Annotated in this window: 20 protein-coding genes and 2 pseudogenes; 6 read left to right on the forward strand and 16 right to left on the reverse strand. The window is 62.9% G+C overall.

The window, feature by feature from the left end; all coding sequences use genetic code 11:
- Positions 1-118: 118 nt before the first annotated feature.
- Both CTEST_RS02905 and cmtR (CTEST_RS02910) read right to left on the reverse strand, forming a co-directional pair.
- Positions 119-712, reverse strand: a complete 594-nt coding sequence (locus CTEST_RS02905; protein WP_047252468.1) for a cadmium resistance transporter — start codon at positions 710-712, stop codon at positions 119-121.
- Complete coding sequence (cmtR, locus tag CTEST_RS02910) at positions 706-1,071, reverse strand: Cd(II)/Pb(II)-sensing metalloregulatory transcriptional regulator CmtR (protein WP_047252469.1); 366 nt, start codon at positions 1,069-1,071, stop codon at positions 706-708. Before cmtR (CTEST_RS02910) ends, CTEST_RS02905 begins: the two co-directional genes overlap by 7 nt.
- Positions 1,072-1,205: 134 nt before the next feature.
- Between cmtR (CTEST_RS02910) and CTEST_RS02915 the strand changes: the two are divergent.
- From CTEST_RS02915 to CTEST_RS02925, 3 genes and pseudogenes are all read left to right on the forward strand, one after another.
- Positions 1,206-1,823 (forward strand): annotated as a pseudogene (locus tag CTEST_RS02915) (recombinase family protein).
- A 130-nt stretch (positions 1,824-1,953) separates the two neighbouring features.
- A complete protein-coding gene (locus CTEST_RS02920; RefSeq protein ID WP_047254174.1) occupies positions 1,954-2,400 on the forward strand; it encodes a MerR family transcriptional regulator in 447 nt (148 codons plus the stop codon).
- Positions 2,401-2,402: 2 nt separating this feature from the next.
- Complete coding sequence (locus CTEST_RS02925; RefSeq protein ID WP_047252470.1) at positions 2,403-3,380, forward strand: arsenic resistance protein; 978 nt, start codon at positions 2,403-2,405, stop codon at positions 3,378-3,380.
- A 142-nt stretch (positions 3,381-3,522) separates the two neighbouring features.
- Here the strand turns inward: CTEST_RS02925 and CTEST_RS02930 are convergent, their stop codons facing one another.
- The 11 genes and pseudogenes from CTEST_RS02930 to arsB form a co-directional block, all read right to left on the reverse strand.
- On the reverse strand, positions 3,523-4,164 hold the full coding sequence (locus CTEST_RS02930; RefSeq protein ID WP_047252471.1) for a vitamin K epoxide reductase family protein: 642 nt from the start codon (positions 4,162-4,164) through the stop codon (positions 3,523-3,525).
- The gene (locus tag CTEST_RS02935; RefSeq protein ID WP_047252472.1) at positions 4,157-4,804 is read right to left on the reverse strand and encodes a DsbA family protein; all 648 of its coding nucleotides are present in this window, start codon (positions 4,802-4,804) and stop codon (positions 4,157-4,159) included. Before CTEST_RS02935 ends, CTEST_RS02930 begins: the two co-directional genes overlap by 8 nt.
- 43 nt (positions 4,805-4,847) lie before the next feature.
- Positions 4,848-6,812, reverse strand: coding sequence for a heavy metal translocating P-type ATPase (locus tag CTEST_RS02940; RefSeq protein ID WP_201774814.1), 1,965 nt, complete (start codon positions 6,810-6,812; stop codon positions 4,848-4,850).
- Positions 6,809-7,174: a Cd(II)/Pb(II)-sensing metalloregulatory transcriptional regulator CmtR gene (cmtR, locus tag CTEST_RS02945; protein WP_011896442.1), complete on the reverse strand. Its 366-nt coding sequence runs from the start codon at positions 7,172-7,174 to the stop codon at positions 6,809-6,811. Before cmtR (CTEST_RS02945) ends, CTEST_RS02940 begins: the two co-directional genes overlap by 4 nt.
- A 440-nt stretch (positions 7,175-7,614) precedes the next feature.
- Positions 7,615-8,583 (reverse strand): MFS transporter, encoded by a 969-nt coding sequence (locus CTEST_RS02950; RefSeq protein ID WP_236686158.1) that lies wholly within the window; start codon positions 8,581-8,583, stop codon positions 7,615-7,617.
- Positions 8,584-8,618: 35 nt separating this feature from the next.
- Positions 8,619-8,795: a hypothetical protein gene (locus CTEST_RS13785; RefSeq protein ID WP_201774816.1), complete on the reverse strand. Its 177-nt coding sequence runs from the start codon at positions 8,793-8,795 to the stop codon at positions 8,619-8,621.
- 185 nt (positions 8,796-8,980) lie between these two features.
- Positions 8,981-9,157, reverse strand: a pseudogene (locus CTEST_RS02955) (low molecular weight phosphatase family protein); the annotation flags it as partial.
- 45 nt (positions 9,158-9,202) lie between these two features.
- The gene (locus tag CTEST_RS02960; protein ID WP_047252474.1) at positions 9,203-9,835 is read right to left on the reverse strand and encodes an arsenate reductase ArsC; all 633 of its coding nucleotides are present in this window, start codon (positions 9,833-9,835) and stop codon (positions 9,203-9,205) included.
- A gap of 52 nt (positions 9,836-9,887) precedes the next feature.
- A complete protein-coding gene (locus CTEST_RS02965; RefSeq protein ID WP_269082328.1) occupies positions 9,888-10,340 on the reverse strand; it encodes an arsenate-mycothiol transferase ArsC in 453 nt (150 codons plus the stop codon).
- A gap of 29 nt (positions 10,341-10,369) precedes the next feature.
- Entirely contained in the window at positions 10,370-10,789 is a 420-nt protein-coding gene (locus CTEST_RS02970; protein WP_047252476.1) for an arsenate-mycothiol transferase ArsC, read from the reverse strand.
- Positions 10,786-11,919, reverse strand: a complete 1,134-nt coding sequence (gene arsB / locus CTEST_RS02975) for an ACR3 family arsenite efflux transporter (RefSeq protein ID WP_047252477.1) — start codon at positions 11,917-11,919, stop codon at positions 10,786-10,788. The genes CTEST_RS02970 and arsB overlap by 4 nt, the downstream gene beginning before the upstream one ends.
- An 82-nt stretch (positions 11,920-12,001) precedes the next feature.
- Here arsB and CTEST_RS02980 point away from each other — a divergent pair, with 82 nt between their 5' ends.
- Together CTEST_RS02980 and CTEST_RS02985 are read left to right on the forward strand one after the other, a co-directional pair.
- A complete protein-coding gene (locus CTEST_RS02980; protein WP_047252478.1) occupies positions 12,002-12,349 on the forward strand; it encodes an ArsR/SmtB family transcription factor in 348 nt (115 codons plus the stop codon).
- An 8-nt stretch (positions 12,350-12,357) separates the two neighbouring features.
- Complete coding sequence (locus tag CTEST_RS02985) at positions 12,358-13,362, forward strand: ArsO family NAD(P)H-dependent flavin-containing monooxygenase (protein WP_047252479.1); 1,005 nt, start codon at positions 12,358-12,360, stop codon at positions 13,360-13,362.
- 38 nt (positions 13,363-13,400) lie between these two features.
- Here the strand turns inward: CTEST_RS02985 and CTEST_RS02990 are convergent, their stop codons facing one another.
- Entirely contained in the window at positions 13,401-13,763 is a 363-nt protein-coding gene (locus CTEST_RS02990) for an ArsR/SmtB family transcription factor (protein WP_047252480.1), read from the reverse strand.
- 113 nt (positions 13,764-13,876) lie between these two features.
- On the opposite strand from CTEST_RS02990, the gene CTEST_RS02995 reads away from it, so the two are divergent.
- Positions 13,877-15,271 carry an FAD-dependent oxidoreductase gene (locus tag CTEST_RS02995; protein WP_047252481.1) on the forward strand — a complete coding sequence of 465 codons (1,395 nt, stop codon included), beginning with the start codon at positions 13,877-13,879 and terminating at the stop codon, positions 15,269-15,271.
- Positions 15,272-15,439: 168 nt separating this feature from the next.
- Here the strand turns inward: CTEST_RS02995 and CTEST_RS03000 are convergent, their stop codons facing one another.
- Positions 15,440-16,444, reverse strand: coding sequence for an ABC transporter ATP-binding protein (locus tag CTEST_RS03000; protein ID WP_047252482.1), 1,005 nt, complete (start codon positions 16,442-16,444; stop codon positions 15,440-15,442).
- A 10-nt stretch (positions 16,445-16,454) separates the two neighbouring features.
- Positions 16,455-17,108 (reverse strand): TIGR03089 family protein, encoded by a 654-nt coding sequence (locus tag CTEST_RS03005; protein ID WP_047252483.1) that lies wholly within the window; start codon positions 17,106-17,108, stop codon positions 16,455-16,457.
- Positions 17,109-17,182: the final 74 nt, after the last annotated feature.

Consider the following 17,182-nt stretch of genomic DNA (forward strand, 5'->3'; position numbering starts at 1 on the left):
CTGTCGCGCTAACGTGGTCGAGTCCCTGCGGCGGCGGCTTTTCACAACTTCATGGGCGGTTCAGTTGATGCCGGTAAGGAAACCTAGAGAGGCCCTAGTAGCACGGGGGATGAGTTTATTAAAGGCCGAAGGCGCCGCCGCTGACGAGGATGAAGATACCCAGGCCGATCAAGACGATAGGGAACAACACATGCTCCCAGCGTTCGAGAATCTCCGCGATGGGCGGACGGGTGGCCACGAACTTCGCCAACAGGACCAGGCCCGCCACCAGAATCAGAAAGACAACGCAGTAGATGATAACGGTGGCGGTATCCACGTTGAGAAAAACCGGGACATAGACGCCGATATTGTCGCCACCGTTGGCAAAGGTCACCCCGGCGACGGTCAAGACGCTTACGTTCTTTCCGCTGACTTTCGCGTCATCGTCGTCATCGTCTCCCTGCCAGGCTTGCCAGGCCGCCCACAGCCCCAGGGTCAGGGGGATCAGCCCGAAGTAGGGGATCGCCTCGGTGGGCAGGAAAGCATCCGCCCCTAGGGTGACCAGAATCGCGGCTGCGAGGATGCCCGCGAAACCAAGGTACTGCCCGGCCAGGATCCGAAGTGTGGTCCCTGCTTGGCCGGCCCCACGGGCGAAGAACAGAGAGAGCACGATGATGTCGTCGATATTGGTGGCGATAAACAGACCAACCGCCCCCAGGAGACCAGTTACCACTTCCTGTTCCCCTCTCCGGTGGCGCACCCGGGCACGTCACATGCCGAGTCAATACACGGGGCATTCTCGTCGGCAGCCAGAGTGGTATCCAGCAGTGAGTTCAACGCCTGGACAAGATGGGCGTCGACGATCTCGTAGCGGGTCTTCCGTCCCTGCGGTTCGGCGACCACAATTCCGCAGTCCCGTAGGCAAGTGAGGTGGTTCGACACATTTGACCGCGTCAGTTCCAGCTCCCGGGCGAGAGCGGCCGGGTAGGCCGGGCCACCCAGCAGGGTCAGGAGAATACGGGATCGGGTGGGATCGGCCATCGCCCGACCCAATCGGTTCATCACGTCCAAGCGCGAAGCAATAGTCAGCATACACTGAACTATACAGCTGTTACTGAACTGTTGCAACGAGGGTCGAACGTCGGCCCGACGGCGATGTGTGGGACACCAGCGCCCTTCGGTACTGTCTGTGTCGAAATCGATCGTATAAGTGATGGGAGAACACTATGACACTTATTGACTACATACGGTTCTCGAAAGCGGACGGATCATAAACCACCGATCTTCAGCGCGATGCCCTACTCCTCGCTGGCGTGGATCCAGATCACATCTATGAGGACAAGGCGTCGGGCAAAAAAGAAGATCGACCAGAATTAGCATCGTGCCTGAAAGCACTGCGTCCCGGTGACACCTTGCTCGTGTGGAAGCTCGACCGGTTGGGCCGGAATCTTCGGCACCTGGTCAACATTGTCCACGACCTCACCGCCCGCGGCGTGGGGCTGAAAGTACTGACCGGTCAGGGCGCGGCGATCGATACGACTTCGGCTCAGGGCAAGCTCGTCTTCGGCATTTTCGCCGCACTCGCAGAGTTCGAACGCGAACTGATCTCCGAGCGCACCATAGCTGGTCTCGACTCCGCCCGAGCCCGTGGACGCAAGGGAGGCCGGCCCTACAAGATGACCCCTGCGAAGGTGCGCCTGGCGATGGCGTCGATGGGGCAACCGGAAACCAGCGTCGCGGCGCTCTGCAAGGAACTCGACATCACCCGCCAAACTCTCTATCGGCATGTCTCCCCGACGGGGGAACTGCGCGAGGACGGTCGGAAACTGCTCATAGGTAGTTGAGTGGAGAAGGGGCGGGCTCGCACATCCTGATTTCTCAGTCCTTTTGCGCCATGGCCTTATATATAGAGGTATATGGGTCATGACTGTCAGGCTTGACCTTCAAGTTAACTCGAAGGTATAGAGTGTGGCTGTGCGTATTTCAGAAGTCGCGGCAAGGTCGGGTCTTCCCGCGACCACGCTGCGTTATTACGAGTCGGTCGGGCTGGTGGAGGCTGTCCGCAGGCTCAACGGCTACCGCGATTACGATGACAGCGTGTTGGAGCGGTTGGCGTTTATCGCTGCGGCTAAACAGCTGGGTATGTCCCTGCCCGATATCGCTGACCTACTGGCGGTGGTCGATCACGATAGCTGTACCCGCGTCCGTGACGTGCTCCACCCTCAGCTGGTCCAACGCCTACGTGAGGTCGATGACCACCTGGCGAACCTACAGGTTCTGCGCGACCGACTCGACGACGCCGCCACCCGTCTGCGGGCCTGCCCCGACAGTCAGGCCCCCTGTCGCTCCGAGTGCGTGCTGCTCGACCATCAGTCTGCGACCTGCCCCCATCCCCTTAACCGAAAAGAAGGACCACTGTAACCATGCCGCGCATCATTGAGTGGTGGGACAAATACCAGATCCCGCTGTATCTCGCTGCCCTCGCCCTCGGAGCGCTCACCGGTTTGAGTGTGCCCGACACCGCCCCGTCCTTCGAGCTGGCGATCAACCCTGTGCTCATGGTGCTGCTGTATGCCACGTTCCTGGGCGTGCCGCTGACCAGGGTCGGCCAAGCGTTGCGTGATGGTCGTTTCCTGGCCGGTTTGACGGTGCTGAACTTCCTCATCGTCCCGGTCGTGGTCTATGCACTGTCCTGGTTCGTTGCTGATGACCAGGCCCTGCTGCTAGGTGTGCTGCTTGTGCTGCTGGCCCCGTGCATTGACTACGTCATCGTCTTCTCCGGTCTGGCGGGCGCCGCCCACGACAAACTGTTGGCCGCGGCCCCGCTGTTGATGCTGCTGCAGATGCTGCTGCTGCCGGTCTACCTACGCCTGTTTGTTGGTCCGGGCTTGTTTGAGGTTATTGATCTGGCCCCGTTTATCGAGGCGTTTTTCCTGCTGATCGTCGTACCCCTGGCCCTGGCCGGGCTCACCCAGGTTCTGGCCGCCCGGTTTAACTCCGCCCGGCAGACCATGGTGTTGATGGAGGCGTTGATGGTGCCGCTGATGATGCTCACCCTCGCCGTGGTCGTCGCCTCCCAGATCGACGCCGTGCGCACCGACCTCACCTCGCTGTTGCGGGTCATCCCGATCTACATCATCTTCCTGATCGTGATGGTTCCCCTCGGTATCCTCACCGCACGCGTTCTGAACCAGGATGTCCCGGCGACCCGGGCGACGGTGTTTTCCGGTGCCACCCGCAACTCTCTGGTTGTCCTGCCCCTGGCTCTGGCCCTGCCGGAGAGCCTCGCACTGGCCGCAGTTGTCGTGGTCACCCAGACCCTGGTCGAACTGGTCGGCATGATCATCTACGTCCGGGCCATCCCCCGCCTGATCCCGGCTACAGTGCCAGCCCCGGTCTAACCACCGCACCCCATCAGCAGCCCCTTTCAGTGCTACCCACTGAAGCTGGGCGCCATCGCTTCGCGACGCTCCTCTGGGGACGATGTTTTCCGGCAGATTTCTCGCCAAATGTGTCACCTTCCCCGAGCTGGGACACTCTGGTTTAGATGAGGGTGGTCCAATAGTCCCAGAACCGGTGACTGATCAAGATGATGATGGCCAGGACCCAGACGGTGAGTACCACCCCGTGATAGCTCGTGGCGATGCGGATGGCCGTGCGTGCCCACGCCGGTCCCGTGTCTCGGAGTAACTGGAGGTTAACAAGGGTGGTGTACCAGAACAGGGGGATCGTCACCGCCCATACCACCATGCAGTACGGACACAGGGCACCGATGACATACAGACTCTGATAGATCAGCCAGTGCACGAACACGACCGCGAAGCTCACGCCGGCCTGGGTGGCGACCCGGAACCAAGGACGGAAACCTGCACCAGCGAGGATGGCTGCGCCAACGACCGCTATCGCGGCAAAGCCCGCGATCCCGATCACCGGATTGGGGATGCCGAACGCCTCGGCCTGCGGGGTGGTCATCACCGATCCGCACGACAGGATCGGGCCGATGTTGCAGGTGGGGATGTAGTCGGGGTTTTTCAACAGCTCAATCTTCTCGACCAGCAGCACCACAGCGGCGATAAGTCCGATCACCCCGCCGCCGAGCAGCAGGACTCCCAGCCGCCGCCCGGCCATCGGGGCGGCCGACACGGTCTGGGCGGCGGTGTCGGAGCAGTCCCTCAGGTCAGTCATTGAGGACTGCTTCCACGCTGGCGTGCAGGTCACTTACGCTGACCGGGTCCAAGCGCTGGCCGTCGAGGAAGAACGTCGGGGTGCCGGTGACCCCAACGGACTGGGCATCGTGCTGGCTTTGTTCGATCCGGGCCAAGGTGGCAGGGTCGTCGACATCTTTCCGGAAGCGGTCCATATCCAACCCCAGGTCTTCGGCGTAGCCGAAGAAGGTGTCCTTTTGGGAGGAGGACTGGTGGCCCCACTCGTGGTCGGTCTCGAACAGTTTCTGGTACATCTGCTCGAACTGTCCCTGCTCACCGGCAGCTTCGGCCGCGAGGGCGGCGTTGACAGAGTTGGCGTGCAGCGGCATGTGCCGCACCACGAAGGTCACCCGGTCGCCGTATTCCGCGCGCAGATCTTCGATCACAGGGTAGAGGGCAATGCAGCTTTCGCATTCGAAGTCGAGGAACTCGACAAAGACTGCCTCCTCGCCGTCGGACAGGCGTGGACTGTCCTCTCGCACCAGCAGCTCAATCGGGACGCTCTCCCCGGTCAGGCCTTCAGGCTCGGGGCGGTCAGGGCCGGTCAACACCATCAGGGCGACCAGGATGATCGGGACAATGGCCACCAGGGACAGCGAGAGAATCGCGTTTTTGCTCACGGCAGGATTCTACTTCCAAAAAAGAGACAGATCGGTCACCAGGTCACACATGAGGGCCGGCATGGGTGAGCTCCGACGTAGACAGTGTGCCAGCAGCCACTGGCCGTGCGGTAGTTGCGGTCCGGGCAGCGCGTAGACCATTGGCAATGACGATAACCTCTGCGACCTCATGGACCAAGACAACCGCAGCTAGTCCCAACACACCAGTGATCGCCAGCGGCAGCAGCACGATGATGATCGCCAGGGACAGCACGATGTTCTGGTTGATGATGGTGCGCCCCCGTCGGGCATGGTGCAGGGCACGCGGAATCAGACGCAGGTCATCACCGGTAAAGGCAACATCCGCGGACTCGATCGCCGCATCCGATCCCTTCGCTCCCATGGCAATCCCGATATCGGCGGTAGCTAGGGCGGGGGCGTCGTTGATACCGTCACCGATCATCGCCACCGGCCCCCGGCCTGCCAGGTCAGCCACGGCCTGAGCCTTATCCTCCGGGCGCAGCTCGGACCGGACATCCGTAATACCGGCCTCGTGGGCCAGAGCATCGGCGGTGCGCCGGTTGTCACCGGTGAGCATGGTAATCCCGAAACCCTCGTCCGTCAGGGACTGAATGACCTCGGGGGTTTCCGGACGGAGTTCATCGCGCACCCCCACCGCACCGACCGGGTGGTCGTCACGGTAAACGATGACCACGGTCATACCCTGGCTCTCCAGGGTTTCGACCTGCCCGACCAAGGGGCCAGGGGACAGCCAGCGGGGACTACCGACCTTAATCTGCGTCCCGTCGATCACCCCGGTGATCCCCTGCCCCGCAGTCTCGTCAACCTGCTGGGCAGTCGGCGCCTGGGGTGCTGCGGCGGTAATAGCGGCGGCCAGCGGGTGGGTGGAGTGATCCTCGAGCGCGGCAGCCCAGCCGAGGACATCTGCCCGACTGATGCCATCGATGGTGAGCACCTCCGCAACAGTGGGCTGATTGCGGGTTAGGGTACCGGTCTTATCCAGGGCCAGGTGGCGGATGCCACCGAGGCGCTCAAAAGCGGCGCCGGACTTGATGGCCACCCCGAACTTGCTGGCCGCCCCGATCGCAGAGACGACCGTGACCGGCACCGAGATCGCCAGCGCACACGGCGAGGCCGCGACCAGCACGACCAGGGCACGCTCAATCCACACACCTGGATCCCCGAACAGGGACCCGATCACGGCAACGAAGATGGCCAGAATGAGCACCCCCGGCACCAGGGGGCGGGCCAACCGGTCGGCGATACGCGCGCGTTGGCCCTTCTCACTCTGCGCCTGCTCGACCAGCGCGACCACAGTGGTCAGGGAATTGTCCGTGCCTCCGGCGGTGGCCTCAACTTCGAGAGCCCCGGTGGTGTTGATTGAGCCAGCCAGCACCGCGTCACCGGGGCCGACCTCCACAGGGATGGATTCCCCGGTGATCGCCGAAACATCCAGGCTGCTGTGCCCGGACCGGATGATTCCATCGGTGGCCAAGCGATCTCCGGCCGCCAGGCGCAACACATCCCCTGGAGCGAGGTCTTCGACCGGCACTGTGCGGGTAGACCCGCGGACAAGAATGGTCGCGGTCGAGGGGATCAGAGCAAGCAGGGACCGCAGGCCCGAGCGGGCCTTGTCCATCGCCTTATCTTCCAGCGCCTCTGCGATGGAGTAGAGGAAGGCTAGGGCGGCGGCCTCCTCGATGAACCCGAGCAGGACGGCACCGGTGGCGCTGATCGTCATCAGCAACCCGATACCCAGTTTTCCCCGGGTAAACAACCCCTTCAGCGCCCCAGGAACGAACTGGGAGGCACCCAACAACAGGGAGGCCCAGAATAAGACGAGGGCGATCATCCCGGCATTGGGGACGAACCACTCAAGGATCAGACCAACCAGCAACGATACACCGGAGGTCACAGGAAGGAGGATAGCCCGATCACGCCACCAGGGCGTGTGCTCCTCTTCTCTGGCCATCGGTGCAGATGGTTCACAACCACAGGCAGACGTCATGACTGCTGGCCTCCTTCTGTATCGCAACAGCCGGCGACCGGACAGGCAGGGTCTAGGCAGGGGGCATCCTCATCAACGGCGAGGGTGATCTCTACCAGGGCATTGAGCGCGCGGGCCAGGTGTGCGTCGACGATCTCATAGCGGGTACGCCGCCCCTCCGGCTCGGCGACTACAATCCCGCAGTCGCGTAGACAGGCCAGGTGGTTGGAGACATTCGTCCGGGTCAACCCCAGCGTTTCGGCCAGTTGGGCCGGATACCCGGGGGATTCGAGTAGGGACAACAGGATCCGGGACCGGGTGGGATCGGCCATGGCACGGCCCAGGCGATTCATCACATCAAGACGAGAAGCAATAGTCAGCATGTACTGACCATACAGTAGGTGATGACTAGTTGGCAATCCCTCTCATCACCGAGGGGCCTCTCAGAGTCGCAGGATGGATTCGCCTTGGCGTGCGAGGAAGTGCAGACGACTTCTGCGCAAACGTCTTCTGCCCCTGACAGCCTCGATGGGACAGTCCGAGACCAGTGTTGCCGCGCTGTGCCAGGAACTGGGGATTACCCGCCAGACTCTTTATCGGCATGTCTCCCCCACCGGCCAGTTGCGCGAGGGCGGGCGGAAACTTCTTGCCGGCAGCTGACTTCCCGTCCACAGCGCGGGGTTACTGCCGTCTTTCCGGGGCAGTCTCGAAGGTGCCCTATATATAGAGGTATAGCCGCGGATAGATGAAGAAGGAGACGCAGCGTCCACCACGTGACTTGTACCGACTGATCGGGCATGGATTCTGGTGGGGTGGGTCAAGATCAGCTCACCGATTTGGGGCGGAACTGGAACATTGCGAGGGCGCCGATGACCGGGCCCGGCACTAACGTCAGGAAGGCGTACTGCCAGCCGACCAGGTCGGCGACCACAGCGGTGAGCTGAATGCTGACCACGGTCAGGGCGAAACCAATGGCCATCTTCGCGCTCAGTGCAGTTCCCACGAAACGGGGATCCACCACCTCTGTCATAGCGGTGGAAAACACTCCCGAGTCGGCGATGACCGAGGCACCCCAGATACCGCAGAACACCGCCAAAACAGGGGCCGGTGCCAGAAACGCCAGGGGCGAGAGCACACAGCAGATACCACTGATGACCAGAGCAGTTGTCGCGGTATACGCTCGGCCATAGCGATCTGCTGCCCAGCCACCGATCATGCACCCGACAAATCCGAGCACACCGAGGGCGAGGAACATGACCACCTGGTCAAAGCCGTGAAACTGCGGTGAGGCAGGGGCATGGAGGACAAATATCGGCAGCCATGTCCAGACCGCGTAGAGCTCCCAATTGTGGCCGAAATACCCCAGATTCACCAGCCGAGGACCGCGTTGGCGAAACATCGTGATCATATAACCCGGGTTGAGGGTGATCCGGCTGCGGGAGATATACGGACCCGGTCGGATGAGGGTAAATGCCAGTACAGCTCCGGTAAATCCAATGACCACGGTAACCAGCAGTACCGTGCGCCAGGGCAGCTCGACCAGGCCACCGATCAGGTGCGGCAACGTGGACCCCAGAGTCAAAGCCCCTAGGAGCAGACCCATCGCCGCGCCCCGATCCTTTGACGGCGCCCAGGAGGACATGAGCTTTACCCCGGTGGGGTAGACCGCCGCCAGAAAGACCCCGGTGAGAAAGCGCAGCACCAGGACACTGGAAAGGCCGAGATCGACAACCGCCACGAACAACGTGCTGAGGGCAGCTAGGGCAGCTCCACAACCAAGAAGTATGTGCATGGGGATTCGGTCGGTTAGGTTCAAGACAGTGGAGGTTAACGCCCCACCACGAAACCCAGTTGCACGGTGCCGGTCAGCCAGACTGACGCAGTATCACCGATACCGAATTCGGCCTGCACGCTCGGCACGACCGCGGAGACTGAAAACCAGACAGTCAGTGAGAGCACTTGTGTCAGGGCGATAAGCAGGCGTTGGACGGGCGGATATGTCATAGGTTGGATCTTATAGTCGTCGTGATCTGGTGATCTGGTGATGTGTGGTGCCGATGTTCACGTGGACCAGCCGCACACCTGGGAGGGGGGACTTGCCTGCGTTGTGGACACAGATAAACAACTCGCTGGGGTGGGTTGTAGTGGTGTGGTCACGGCAGGGTCCTTTTCGCTGGCGGGTGGGAGGACTAGGTGCTGGTTAGCTCGGAGACGAGCGTCTGGACCCGGCTATCGATGTCATCGCGGACCAGACACATCCGCTCGAGTCCCTCGATGCCGCACTCGGAGGGCTCATCGGTGACCCAGCGTTCCAGGGAACCCTGGGCATCGGCGGGCATCTCGACCTGGTCGTCCGCGCCTAGGAGGAACGTGCCCCACATCCAATGATGTGGGGCACGTTGAACTGCTCTTTAGCTCTGGATGGTTTCCCAGAGTCCACTGACACGGTCGTCGATCTCCGCGATGATCTCGCGAACCTTCTCCGGCGTCTCATCGGTGGGATCAGTCAGTTCCCAGTCCAGATAGTGCTTACCGGGATAGATCGGGCACACGTCCCCACAGCCCATGGTGATGACATAATCGGCGGCACGAACCACATCATCGGTCAGCGGCTTCGGGAAAGCCCCGGCCAGGTCGATGCCACGCTCGGCCAGGACGTCCAGCACGACCGGGTGGACCTCGGAGGTCGGCAACGAACCCGCAGAGCGTACCTCCACGGATTTCCCGGCGTAGTGGGACAGCAAGGCCGAGGCGATCTGAGAGCGGCCAGCGTTATGGACACAGACGAACAGCACCTGCGGGACCGTCTTTTCGATCTTGCCCTCAGCCAGCGCCAGCGCCCGGAGACGGTCCTTGGCGAAGCGCTCCGCCAAGATAGGCAGGTGGGTGCGGATCTTGGCGGTGCGTGCCAGGGAGATATAGGACTCGAAGACGTAGCGCTCAATGGTCTCCGCAGAGAACGTTCCCTGGTAGGTGCGGGCGAGCCCTTCGGTGATGCGGGTCAGGATCTTGGTGTGCAGTTCCGGGGTTTCGGTGGTGGACATGACAGACCTTTCCAAAGCAGTAAGGGGAGCGAAAGAGCTGGAGGGAAAAAGGTTAGTTCGAAGAAGAGCCGGAGAAATCAGTGATCAGTTCGGAGACGAGCCCCTGGACCCGGGTGTCGATGTCATCGCGGATCAGGCGCATGCGTTCCACTCCTTCGATGTGACGCTCCGAGGGCTCGTCGGTGACCCAGCGTTCCAGGGTGCCGCGCGCGTCGTCGGACATCTCCAGCTGGGCATCGGTACCGAGGACAATGACCCGGTCGACCGTGCGCAGTAGCTGCGGATCAATAGGTGTCGGGGTTTCGTCGGACATATCCGCCCCCATTTCGGCGATGACCTGGGTGGCCTGGCGGCTGACCTGGGCGTCTGGGGAGGTGCCAGCGGAGTGGATGGTGAGGAGATCACCGGCATACTTGGTTGCCAAAGCAGCAGCCATCTGGGACTTGCCTGCGTTGTGGACACAGATAAACAACACGCTGAGTGTGGGCTGTAGTGGTGCGGTCACGGCAGGACCTTTCGGCTGGCAGGCGGGGGTTAGTTGCTGGTGAGGTCGGTGATCAGGCCCTGTACCCGGTTGTCGATGTCATCGCGGACCAGTCGCATGCGCTCCAGGCCTTCGATGCCGCGCTCGGAGGGCTCATCGGTGACCCAGCGCTCCAGGGCGCCCCGGGCGTCGGCGGGCAGCTCCACCTGGGCATCGGCACCCAGGACAATCACCCGGTCGACGCTGCGGAGCAGCTCCGGGTCGATGCCCTTCGGGGTGCCCTGGGACATATCGGCCCCAGCTTCGGCGATGACCTCGATGGAGGCGGCATTGAGCTTGGTGCCGGGCTTGGTGCCGGCGGAATGGATCTCCAGCTGGTCACCGGCGTGCTTGTTGGCCAGGGCGGCGGCCATCTGGGACTTGCCGCCGTTGCCGACGCAGACGAACAGGACTGTTGGGTGGGTGCTCATGAGGTGAAGTTCTCCTTCTCGGATAAAGCAGTCTGCGGAGACGGTGTCGAGGATACAGGTAGGGTCGGATCCTGGGGGAAGAGTTTCGGTCCCAGCCACAGCATGGTGTAGACCAGGCCGACAAGCACCGGGATCTCGATCAACGGGCCGATCGTGCCGGCTAGCGCCTGTGCGGAGGTCGCCCCGAAAGTGCCGATGGCCACGGCGATGGCCAGCTCGAAGTTATTGCCCGCGGCCGTAAACGACACCGACGCCGACTGAGCGTAATTCATGCCCGACGCCTTCGCGGCAATCAGTGCGATGGCGAACATGCCGACGAAGTAGATCAACAGCGGTACCGCAAGACGCACCACGGTCCAGGGCTGGGAGGTGATCTGCTCTCCCTGCAGAGAAAACAGCAGGACGATGGTATACAGCAGGCCGATTAAGGACAACGGGGAGATGGCGGGCAGGAATTTGTTCTCGTACCAACCACGCCCCTTGACCTTCTCGCCGATGATCCGGGACAGCACACCGGCCAGCAACGGGATGCCGAGGAAGACGAGCACCGAGGTGACAATCGACCAGAAGGAGAACTCCGCCGAGGTGGTCTCCAGACCCAGCCAGGAGGGCAGGACCTGCAGGTAGAACCAGCCCAGCACACCGAACATGATGACCTGGAAGACGGAGTTGACCGCCACCAGCACGGCGGTGGCCTCCCGGTCACCGCAGGACATGTCCGACCAGACGAGCACCATGGCGATGCAGCGGGCCAGGCCGACGATGATCAGGCCGGTGCGCAGTTCCGGTTCGTCCGGCAGGAAGGTCCAGGCCAGGGCGAACATCAGTGCCGGGCCCACGATCCAGTTGAGAATGAGTGAAACACTCATCAGGCGTTTGTCAGCGGCGATTTCTTTGGTCTTGTCGTAGCGGACCTTGGCCAGCGGTGGGTACATCATCACCAGCAGGCCCAGGGCGATCGGCAGGGAGATCCCACCGACCTCCATGGAACCGAGGAAGGGGGCCAGTCCGGGGATGCCGCGGCCCAGAAGGAGGCCGAGCGCCATGGCGAGGATGATCCAGATCGGAATATATTTGTCGAGGAAGGAAATATGGGCGGGTTGAGCCCGGGTCTGGGTGGGTGCGGTCATGCGTCACCTCTCGGTAGTATTGATGTTTATCAATACTCAAACTACTTCCTATATCGATGCTCGTCAATATATAGTGGTGGGTATGATGACCGCACAGATTCTTCCCCTGACCGACCTGTCCGAGTGTTGCACGCTCGGCGCCGGCCCGCTTAATGATGATGAGGCCACCCGCTACGCCGCGCTGTTTAAGGTGCTGGCTGAGCCGGTGCGTCTGCGGATTCTGTCCCAGTTGGCCGCCGGTGGGTGTGGCCCGGTCAGTGTTAACGAGCTCACGGAACTGATGGGGTTGAGTCAGCCGACGATTTCGCATCACCTGAAGAAGATGACCGAAGCGGGCCTGCTGGAGCGCACGCGTGAGGGACGCACGGTATTGCACCAGGTGCGTCCGGCGCTGTTCGCCGAGCTGCGCACCGTCTTGCAGATCGGCTGATCGCACCCATGGCAGGGCACAGCGACGACAGCTACGAAGCGATCATTATCGGCGGTGGCCAGTCGGGACTGGCCACCGCCTACTACCTGCTGCGGGCAGGCGTGAAGACCCTGGTCCTGGATGACCAGCCTGCCCCCGGCGGGGGTTGGCGGCATGTGTGGCCGTCGATGACGTTGTTTTCTACCGCGGAGTTTTCCAACCTGCCGGGTTGGCCCATGCCCGACTATGACGGGTTTCCCCCGGCTTCCCATGTGGTGGACTATCTCAGTGCCTATGAGCAGCGCTACCGCATCCCGGTGGAACGCCCCGTCCATGTGGACCGGATCGACTTCGACGATGATTGCTACCGCATCCGGGCTGGAGCGCAGTCCTGGACGGCGGACAATATTGTCGCGGCCACCGGCACCTGGTCCGCCCCCTTCGCCCCGTCGTATCCTGGAACGTTCGCCGGCACTCACTGGCACTCGGCGAATTACCCCGGGATCGCACCCTTCCAGGGTAAGCGTGTCGCAGTGGTCGGTGGGGCGAACTCCGGCGCCCAGATCGCCGCGGACTTAAGCCGCGTGGCCGAGGTGACCTGGTACACCCGCGAGCAACCACGCTGGATGCCTGATGAGGTCGATGGCCGGGTGCTGTTTCGCCGCAACCGGCAGCGCGCCCTGGCCATTGGGCGCGGGGAACCGGATCCCGGGGCAGACTCGGAGCTCGGCGATATTGTCGTCCTGCCCGAGGTCCGTGCCGCCAGGGATTCCGGGCGCCTAAAGGCCACCCCGATGTTTAGCTCACTGGATGAGGTCGAGGCTGATCACCTGATCTGGTGCACCGGGTTTCGCCCGGCGATTGGGCCGGTGCGCCGGCTGCTGGAAAACGGGAAACCACAATACCCGGGTCTGCATGTGGTCGGTTACGGCGACTGGACGGGCCCGGGGGCGGCGACGATCACCGGTGTCGGCCCCTACGCCAAAAAGGCCGCCCGCGACATTGCCGACTCTGTCGGCAAGACCGTGAAATGACCCGCCCCACCAGCCACAGGGGCGAGGTGACAAGGCTCTTAGCCCAGGTCGAGCACGGAGCGCAGCTCCTGAAACGCTGCCGGGATAACCGTGTAGTACGCCCACTTGCCCCGCTGCTCCCGGGCCAGCAGGCCGGCGTCAACCAGCTTGGTCGTGTGATGACTCACGGTGGACTGATTAACCCCCAGTGGGCCGGTCAGATCGCAGGCACACACAGACTCACACCCCTGGGAGGCGATATGCGACAGCAGGCGCAGGCGGGTGGGATCGGCCAGTGCCTTGAGCATCACCGCCAAGCGCTGCGCGCGGGAGGTATCGAGGGGCCCGCACGACAGGGAACAACACTCCCGACCATCACCGTGGTCGGGGCAGACGACCAGTTCTTCTAGCGCAGCACTCATGCCCCCATCATACATTGACGACTGTCAAAGTGAAGCCTACGGTAGACATTGGCAACCATCGATATGACGAGGCCACCACCTCACTACTGATCCGCATAGGAGATATCACCGCAATGGCAACACCTCTGGATACGACATCTGCCCCTGATCCGGTCGTGGTGATCGGCGCCGGCCCGGTCGGCCTGGCCGCCGCCGCCCACCTACACGAACGTGGCCTACCCTTCCGGGTGGTCGAGCAGGGCCCGCAGGCCGGGGCGGCGATTGCCCAGTGGGGGCACACCCGGTTGTTCTCGCCCTGGGAGTACAACATCGACACCGCCGCCCGTCGCCTGTTGGAGCGCCACGACTGGAGCGCGCCACAGGATGAGGTCCTGCCCACCGGCCACGAGCTGTCCGCCGAGTATCTCGCACCCCTGGCGGCAACTCCGGAGATCGCCCCGGCGATCAGCTACGACACCCGGGTGGTGGCCATCTCCCGACTGGGCATGGACAAGACCCGCACCGCGAACCGGGCAACCACCCCGTTCATCGCCCGCGTCGAGCACGACGGTGGCACGGTCGAGGATATTCAGGCCGCGGCAGTCATCGACTCCTCTGGCACCTGGTCGACCCCCAACCCGCTGGGCCAGGCCGGCCTGATAGCCCCAGGGGAGTATAAGTCCCGCGAGCAGGGCCTGATCACCCAGACCCTGCCCGACGTGCTGGGCCGAGACCGCGAACGCTTCGCCGGCAAGCACATCCTGGTCGTGGGTGCCGGGCACTCCGCGGCCAATACCCTGCTGGAGTTAGGTGAGCTCGCTGAGCAGAACCCGGACACCCGGATCAGTTGGGCGGTGCGCTCGGCGGATGTCACCCACGTCTACGGCGGTGAGGCCAACGACGAGCTGGCCGCCCGCGGGGCACTGGGCTCGCGCCTGCGCCAGCTGGTGGACGCAGGACGTATCACCGTCCACACCTCCCTGACGATCACCGCCTTCGACACTCAAGGCGACCGGCTGCAGGTCCATGGCACCACCCCGGAGGGGGAGAAAATCATTGAGGTCGACACGCTGGTACCGGCCACGGGTTTCCGCCCGGACCTGAGCATCCTCTCGGAGCTGCGGCTGGCCTTGGACCCGGCCGTGGAGGCCCCGGCCCAGCTGGGGCCGCTGATTGACTCCGAGTTCCACAGCTGCGGCTCGGTGGAACCCCACGGTGAGAAGGTACTGGCCCACCCGGAGGACAATTTCTATATCGCCGGAATGAAAAGCTATGGCCGCGCCCCGACTTTCCTTATGGCCACCGGCTATGAGCAGGTCCGCTCGATTGTTGCGGCCCTGGCCGGGGACCAGGAATCTGCTGACGCGGTGCACCTGGATCTACCCGAAACCGGGGTATGTACCACGGATCTGGGTGGGAGCTGCGACGTGCCGGCACCTGCTGGGGTGGTCTCGGAGGAGTCGTCCTCGCAGGGGTGTTGTACGCCGGCACCGCAGCTGCTCACGATCGGACTGCCGGGTACTCACTGAACCGAACGCTGATAGAGGGCAGGTGCACCACTCCGGAAAAGGGTGCTGCACCTGACCTTTTTCGTACACCTTTCTAGATCGTCAGGTGTCTCCAATCTAGTGATCTAGCTTATATTTCCGCCGGAAGTTGGGCTATTTCACTTCTTCCCACCCCTGGCCGGGGGTGAGCTACAGGCGCTCACCGGTCGAGGGGTGGAAGCGATGCGAGTCGGCGGGGGAGAAGCCGAAACGAACCCGCGCGCCGCGCTCTGGGGAGGCCACCTCGTTGAGGCGGGCGACGAGGCGGACCCCGTCGCTGGTGGCATAGACATAGGACTCCGAGCCGAGTTCCTCCACGAGGTCGACCGTTGCCTGCTTCTCCACCCAGCCGGCGGGCAGCTCGCGATCCTCGAGCACCATCATGGATTCCGGGCGGACGCCGAGCGTCACGCCGTCAAAGGGGAAGAGATTCATGGCGGGGGAGCCGATGAAGCCGGCGACGAAGTCGTTGACCGGGGCGTCGTAAAGCTCCCTCGGCGGCGCAACCTGCTGGAGGATGCCGTCCTTGAGGACGGCGACGCGATCTCCCATCGTCATAGCCTCCACCTGATCGTGCGTGACGTAGACAGTCGTGGTGCCCAGGCGGCGCTGGAGGGCGGCAAGCTCGGCGCGAGTCTGGACGCGGAGCTTGGCGTCCAAGTTAGACAGAGGCTCATCCATGAGGAAGACCTTGGGATCACGCACGATCGCGCGACCCATGGCCACGCGCTGCCGCTGGCCGCCAGACAGGTCCTTCGGCTTGCGGTCGAGGAACTCAGTGAGGCCGAGCATGTCCGCGGCGCGTTCCACCCGCTCAGCGATCTCCGCGGCAGGCAGCTTGGCCAACTTGAGGGCGAAACCCATGTTCTTGGCCACGCTCAGGTGCGGATAGAGGGCGTAATTCTGAAACACCATGGCGATGTCGCGGTCCCCGGGCTCGGTGCCGGTGACATCGCGGCCATCAATAAGCAAGTGCCCCGAGTCGACCTCTTCGAGTCCCGCTAACGCCCGGAGGGTGGTGGATTTACCGCAGCCGGATGGGCCGACGAGAACGAGGAACTCGCCGTCGGCGATCTCCAGATCGAGATCGTGGACCGTGGGGCGCTCGGCGCCCGGGTAACGGATGGAGACCGCATCAAACTTGACCGTTGCCATAGGCGACACGCTACACGCGTTGCGTCACCTTTTCCGCCACTGCGATCTCATCCAAGCGGTCGGTGTCGGACAAGCCGCTGACCACGACCGCCGACCCCCCAGCGGAGAGCGGAATGAGGACGGATTCGGCGAAGGAGGCGTCATCGTGCCAACCCGTGGACAACACCCGAGCGGGCTCCGTGGACGTGGGCACGACATCGCGCAATGACGGCGCCGGGCCGAAGAACTGGTCGCCATAAAAACGCACCGTCGGCCCGAAATCGATGGCATCATCCGGCAATTGCCCGCCCGATTCGACGATGCCACGGCCGAAGGGGTCATCGCTGACCAGCACAATGTCGGGCCCGGAGTAGGCGTCGAAGCGGTCGAGGGAGGTAAACACGGCGTCAATGTCGTCGCTGGATTCGGTGCCAAAGCGGTGGCGTACCCCGGCGGCCACGCTGCCCAAAACGATGGTCGCGGCCTGCCAGCTGACGGGGAGATCGATGAGGATGGTGGATTCTTCGTCGAGGTCGAGCTCTTCGAGCAGCATGTTGGCGATTTTTGAGGCCCAGTTATCAAGAGTTTGGGCAGAAAAGTCGAGGCGCGCCCCGGTCGAGTCGTTGTACACCGTGAGGCGGGGGGCGGCTGGATCCATCGCAAGCAAGTGTTCTAGAAGGTCCATGTCCGCCCATCGTAGGCAAAAGCTAGGTCGAACTGCGAGGATTAGCGTAAGTTGATTGTGCCAGGCACCAATAA

It is taken from the genome of Corynebacterium testudinoris (assembly GCF_001021045.1).
Lineage (GTDB): Bacteria > Actinomycetota > Actinomycetes > Mycobacteriales > Mycobacteriaceae > Corynebacterium > Corynebacterium testudinoris.

Excerpts from the sequence above, each read along its gene's own strand:
- cmtR (WP_047252469.1), bottom strand. The coding sequence starts at position 1,071 with ATGCTGACTATTGCTTCGCGCTTGGACGTGATGAACCGATTGGGTCGG.
- CTEST_RS02985 (WP_047252479.1), top strand. The coding sequence starts at position 12,358 with ATGGCAGGGCACAGCGACGACAGCTACGAAGCGATCATTATCGGCGGT.
- CTEST_RS03005 (WP_047252483.1), bottom strand. The coding sequence starts at position 17,108 with ATGGACCTTCTAGAACACTTGCTTGCGATGGATCCAGCCGCCCCCCGC.
- CTEST_RS02990 (WP_047252480.1), bottom strand. The coding sequence starts at position 13,763 with ATGAGTGCTGCGCTAGAAGAACTGGTCGTCTGCCCCGACCACGGTGAT.
- CTEST_RS02960 (WP_047252474.1), bottom strand. The coding sequence starts at position 9,835 with ATGTCCACCACCGAAACCCCGGAACTGCACACCAAGATCCTGACCCGC.
- CTEST_RS02930 (WP_047252471.1), bottom strand. The coding sequence starts at position 4,164 with ATGACTGACCTGAGGGACTGCTCCGACACCGCCGCCCAGACCGTGTCG.
- CTEST_RS02980 (WP_047252478.1), top strand. The coding sequence starts at position 12,002 with ATGATGACCGCACAGATTCTTCCCCTGACCGACCTGTCCGAGTGTTGC.
- CTEST_RS02925 (WP_047252470.1), top strand. The coding sequence starts at position 2,403 with ATGCCGCGCATCATTGAGTGGTGGGACAAATACCAGATCCCGCTGTAT.
- CTEST_RS02970 (WP_047252476.1), bottom strand. The coding sequence starts at position 10,789 with ATGAGCACCCACCCAACAGTCCTGTTCGTCTGCGTCGGCAACGGCGGC.
- cmtR (WP_011896442.1), bottom strand. The coding sequence starts at position 7,174 with ATGCTGACTATTGCTTCTCGTCTTGATGTGATGAATCGCCTGGGCCGT.
- CTEST_RS02950 (WP_236686158.1), bottom strand. The coding sequence starts at position 8,583 with ATGCACATACTTCTTGGTTGTGGAGCTGCCCTAGCTGCCCTCAGCACG.
- CTEST_RS02940 (WP_201774814.1), bottom strand. The coding sequence starts at position 6,812 with ATGACGTCTGCCTGTGGTTGTGAACCATCTGCACCGATGGCCAGAGAA.
- CTEST_RS02995 (WP_047252481.1), top strand. The coding sequence starts at position 13,877 with ATGGCAACACCTCTGGATACGACATCTGCCCCTGATCCGGTCGTGGTG.
- CTEST_RS03000 (WP_047252482.1), bottom strand. The coding sequence starts at position 16,444 with ATGGCAACGGTCAAGTTTGATGCGGTCTCCATCCGTTACCCGGGCGCC.
- CTEST_RS13785 (WP_201774816.1), bottom strand. The coding sequence starts at position 8,795 with ATGACATATCCGCCCGTCCAACGCCTGCTTATCGCCCTGACACAAGTG.
- arsB (WP_047252477.1), bottom strand. The coding sequence starts at position 11,919 with ATGACCGCACCCACCCAGACCCGGGCTCAACCCGCCCATATTTCCTTC.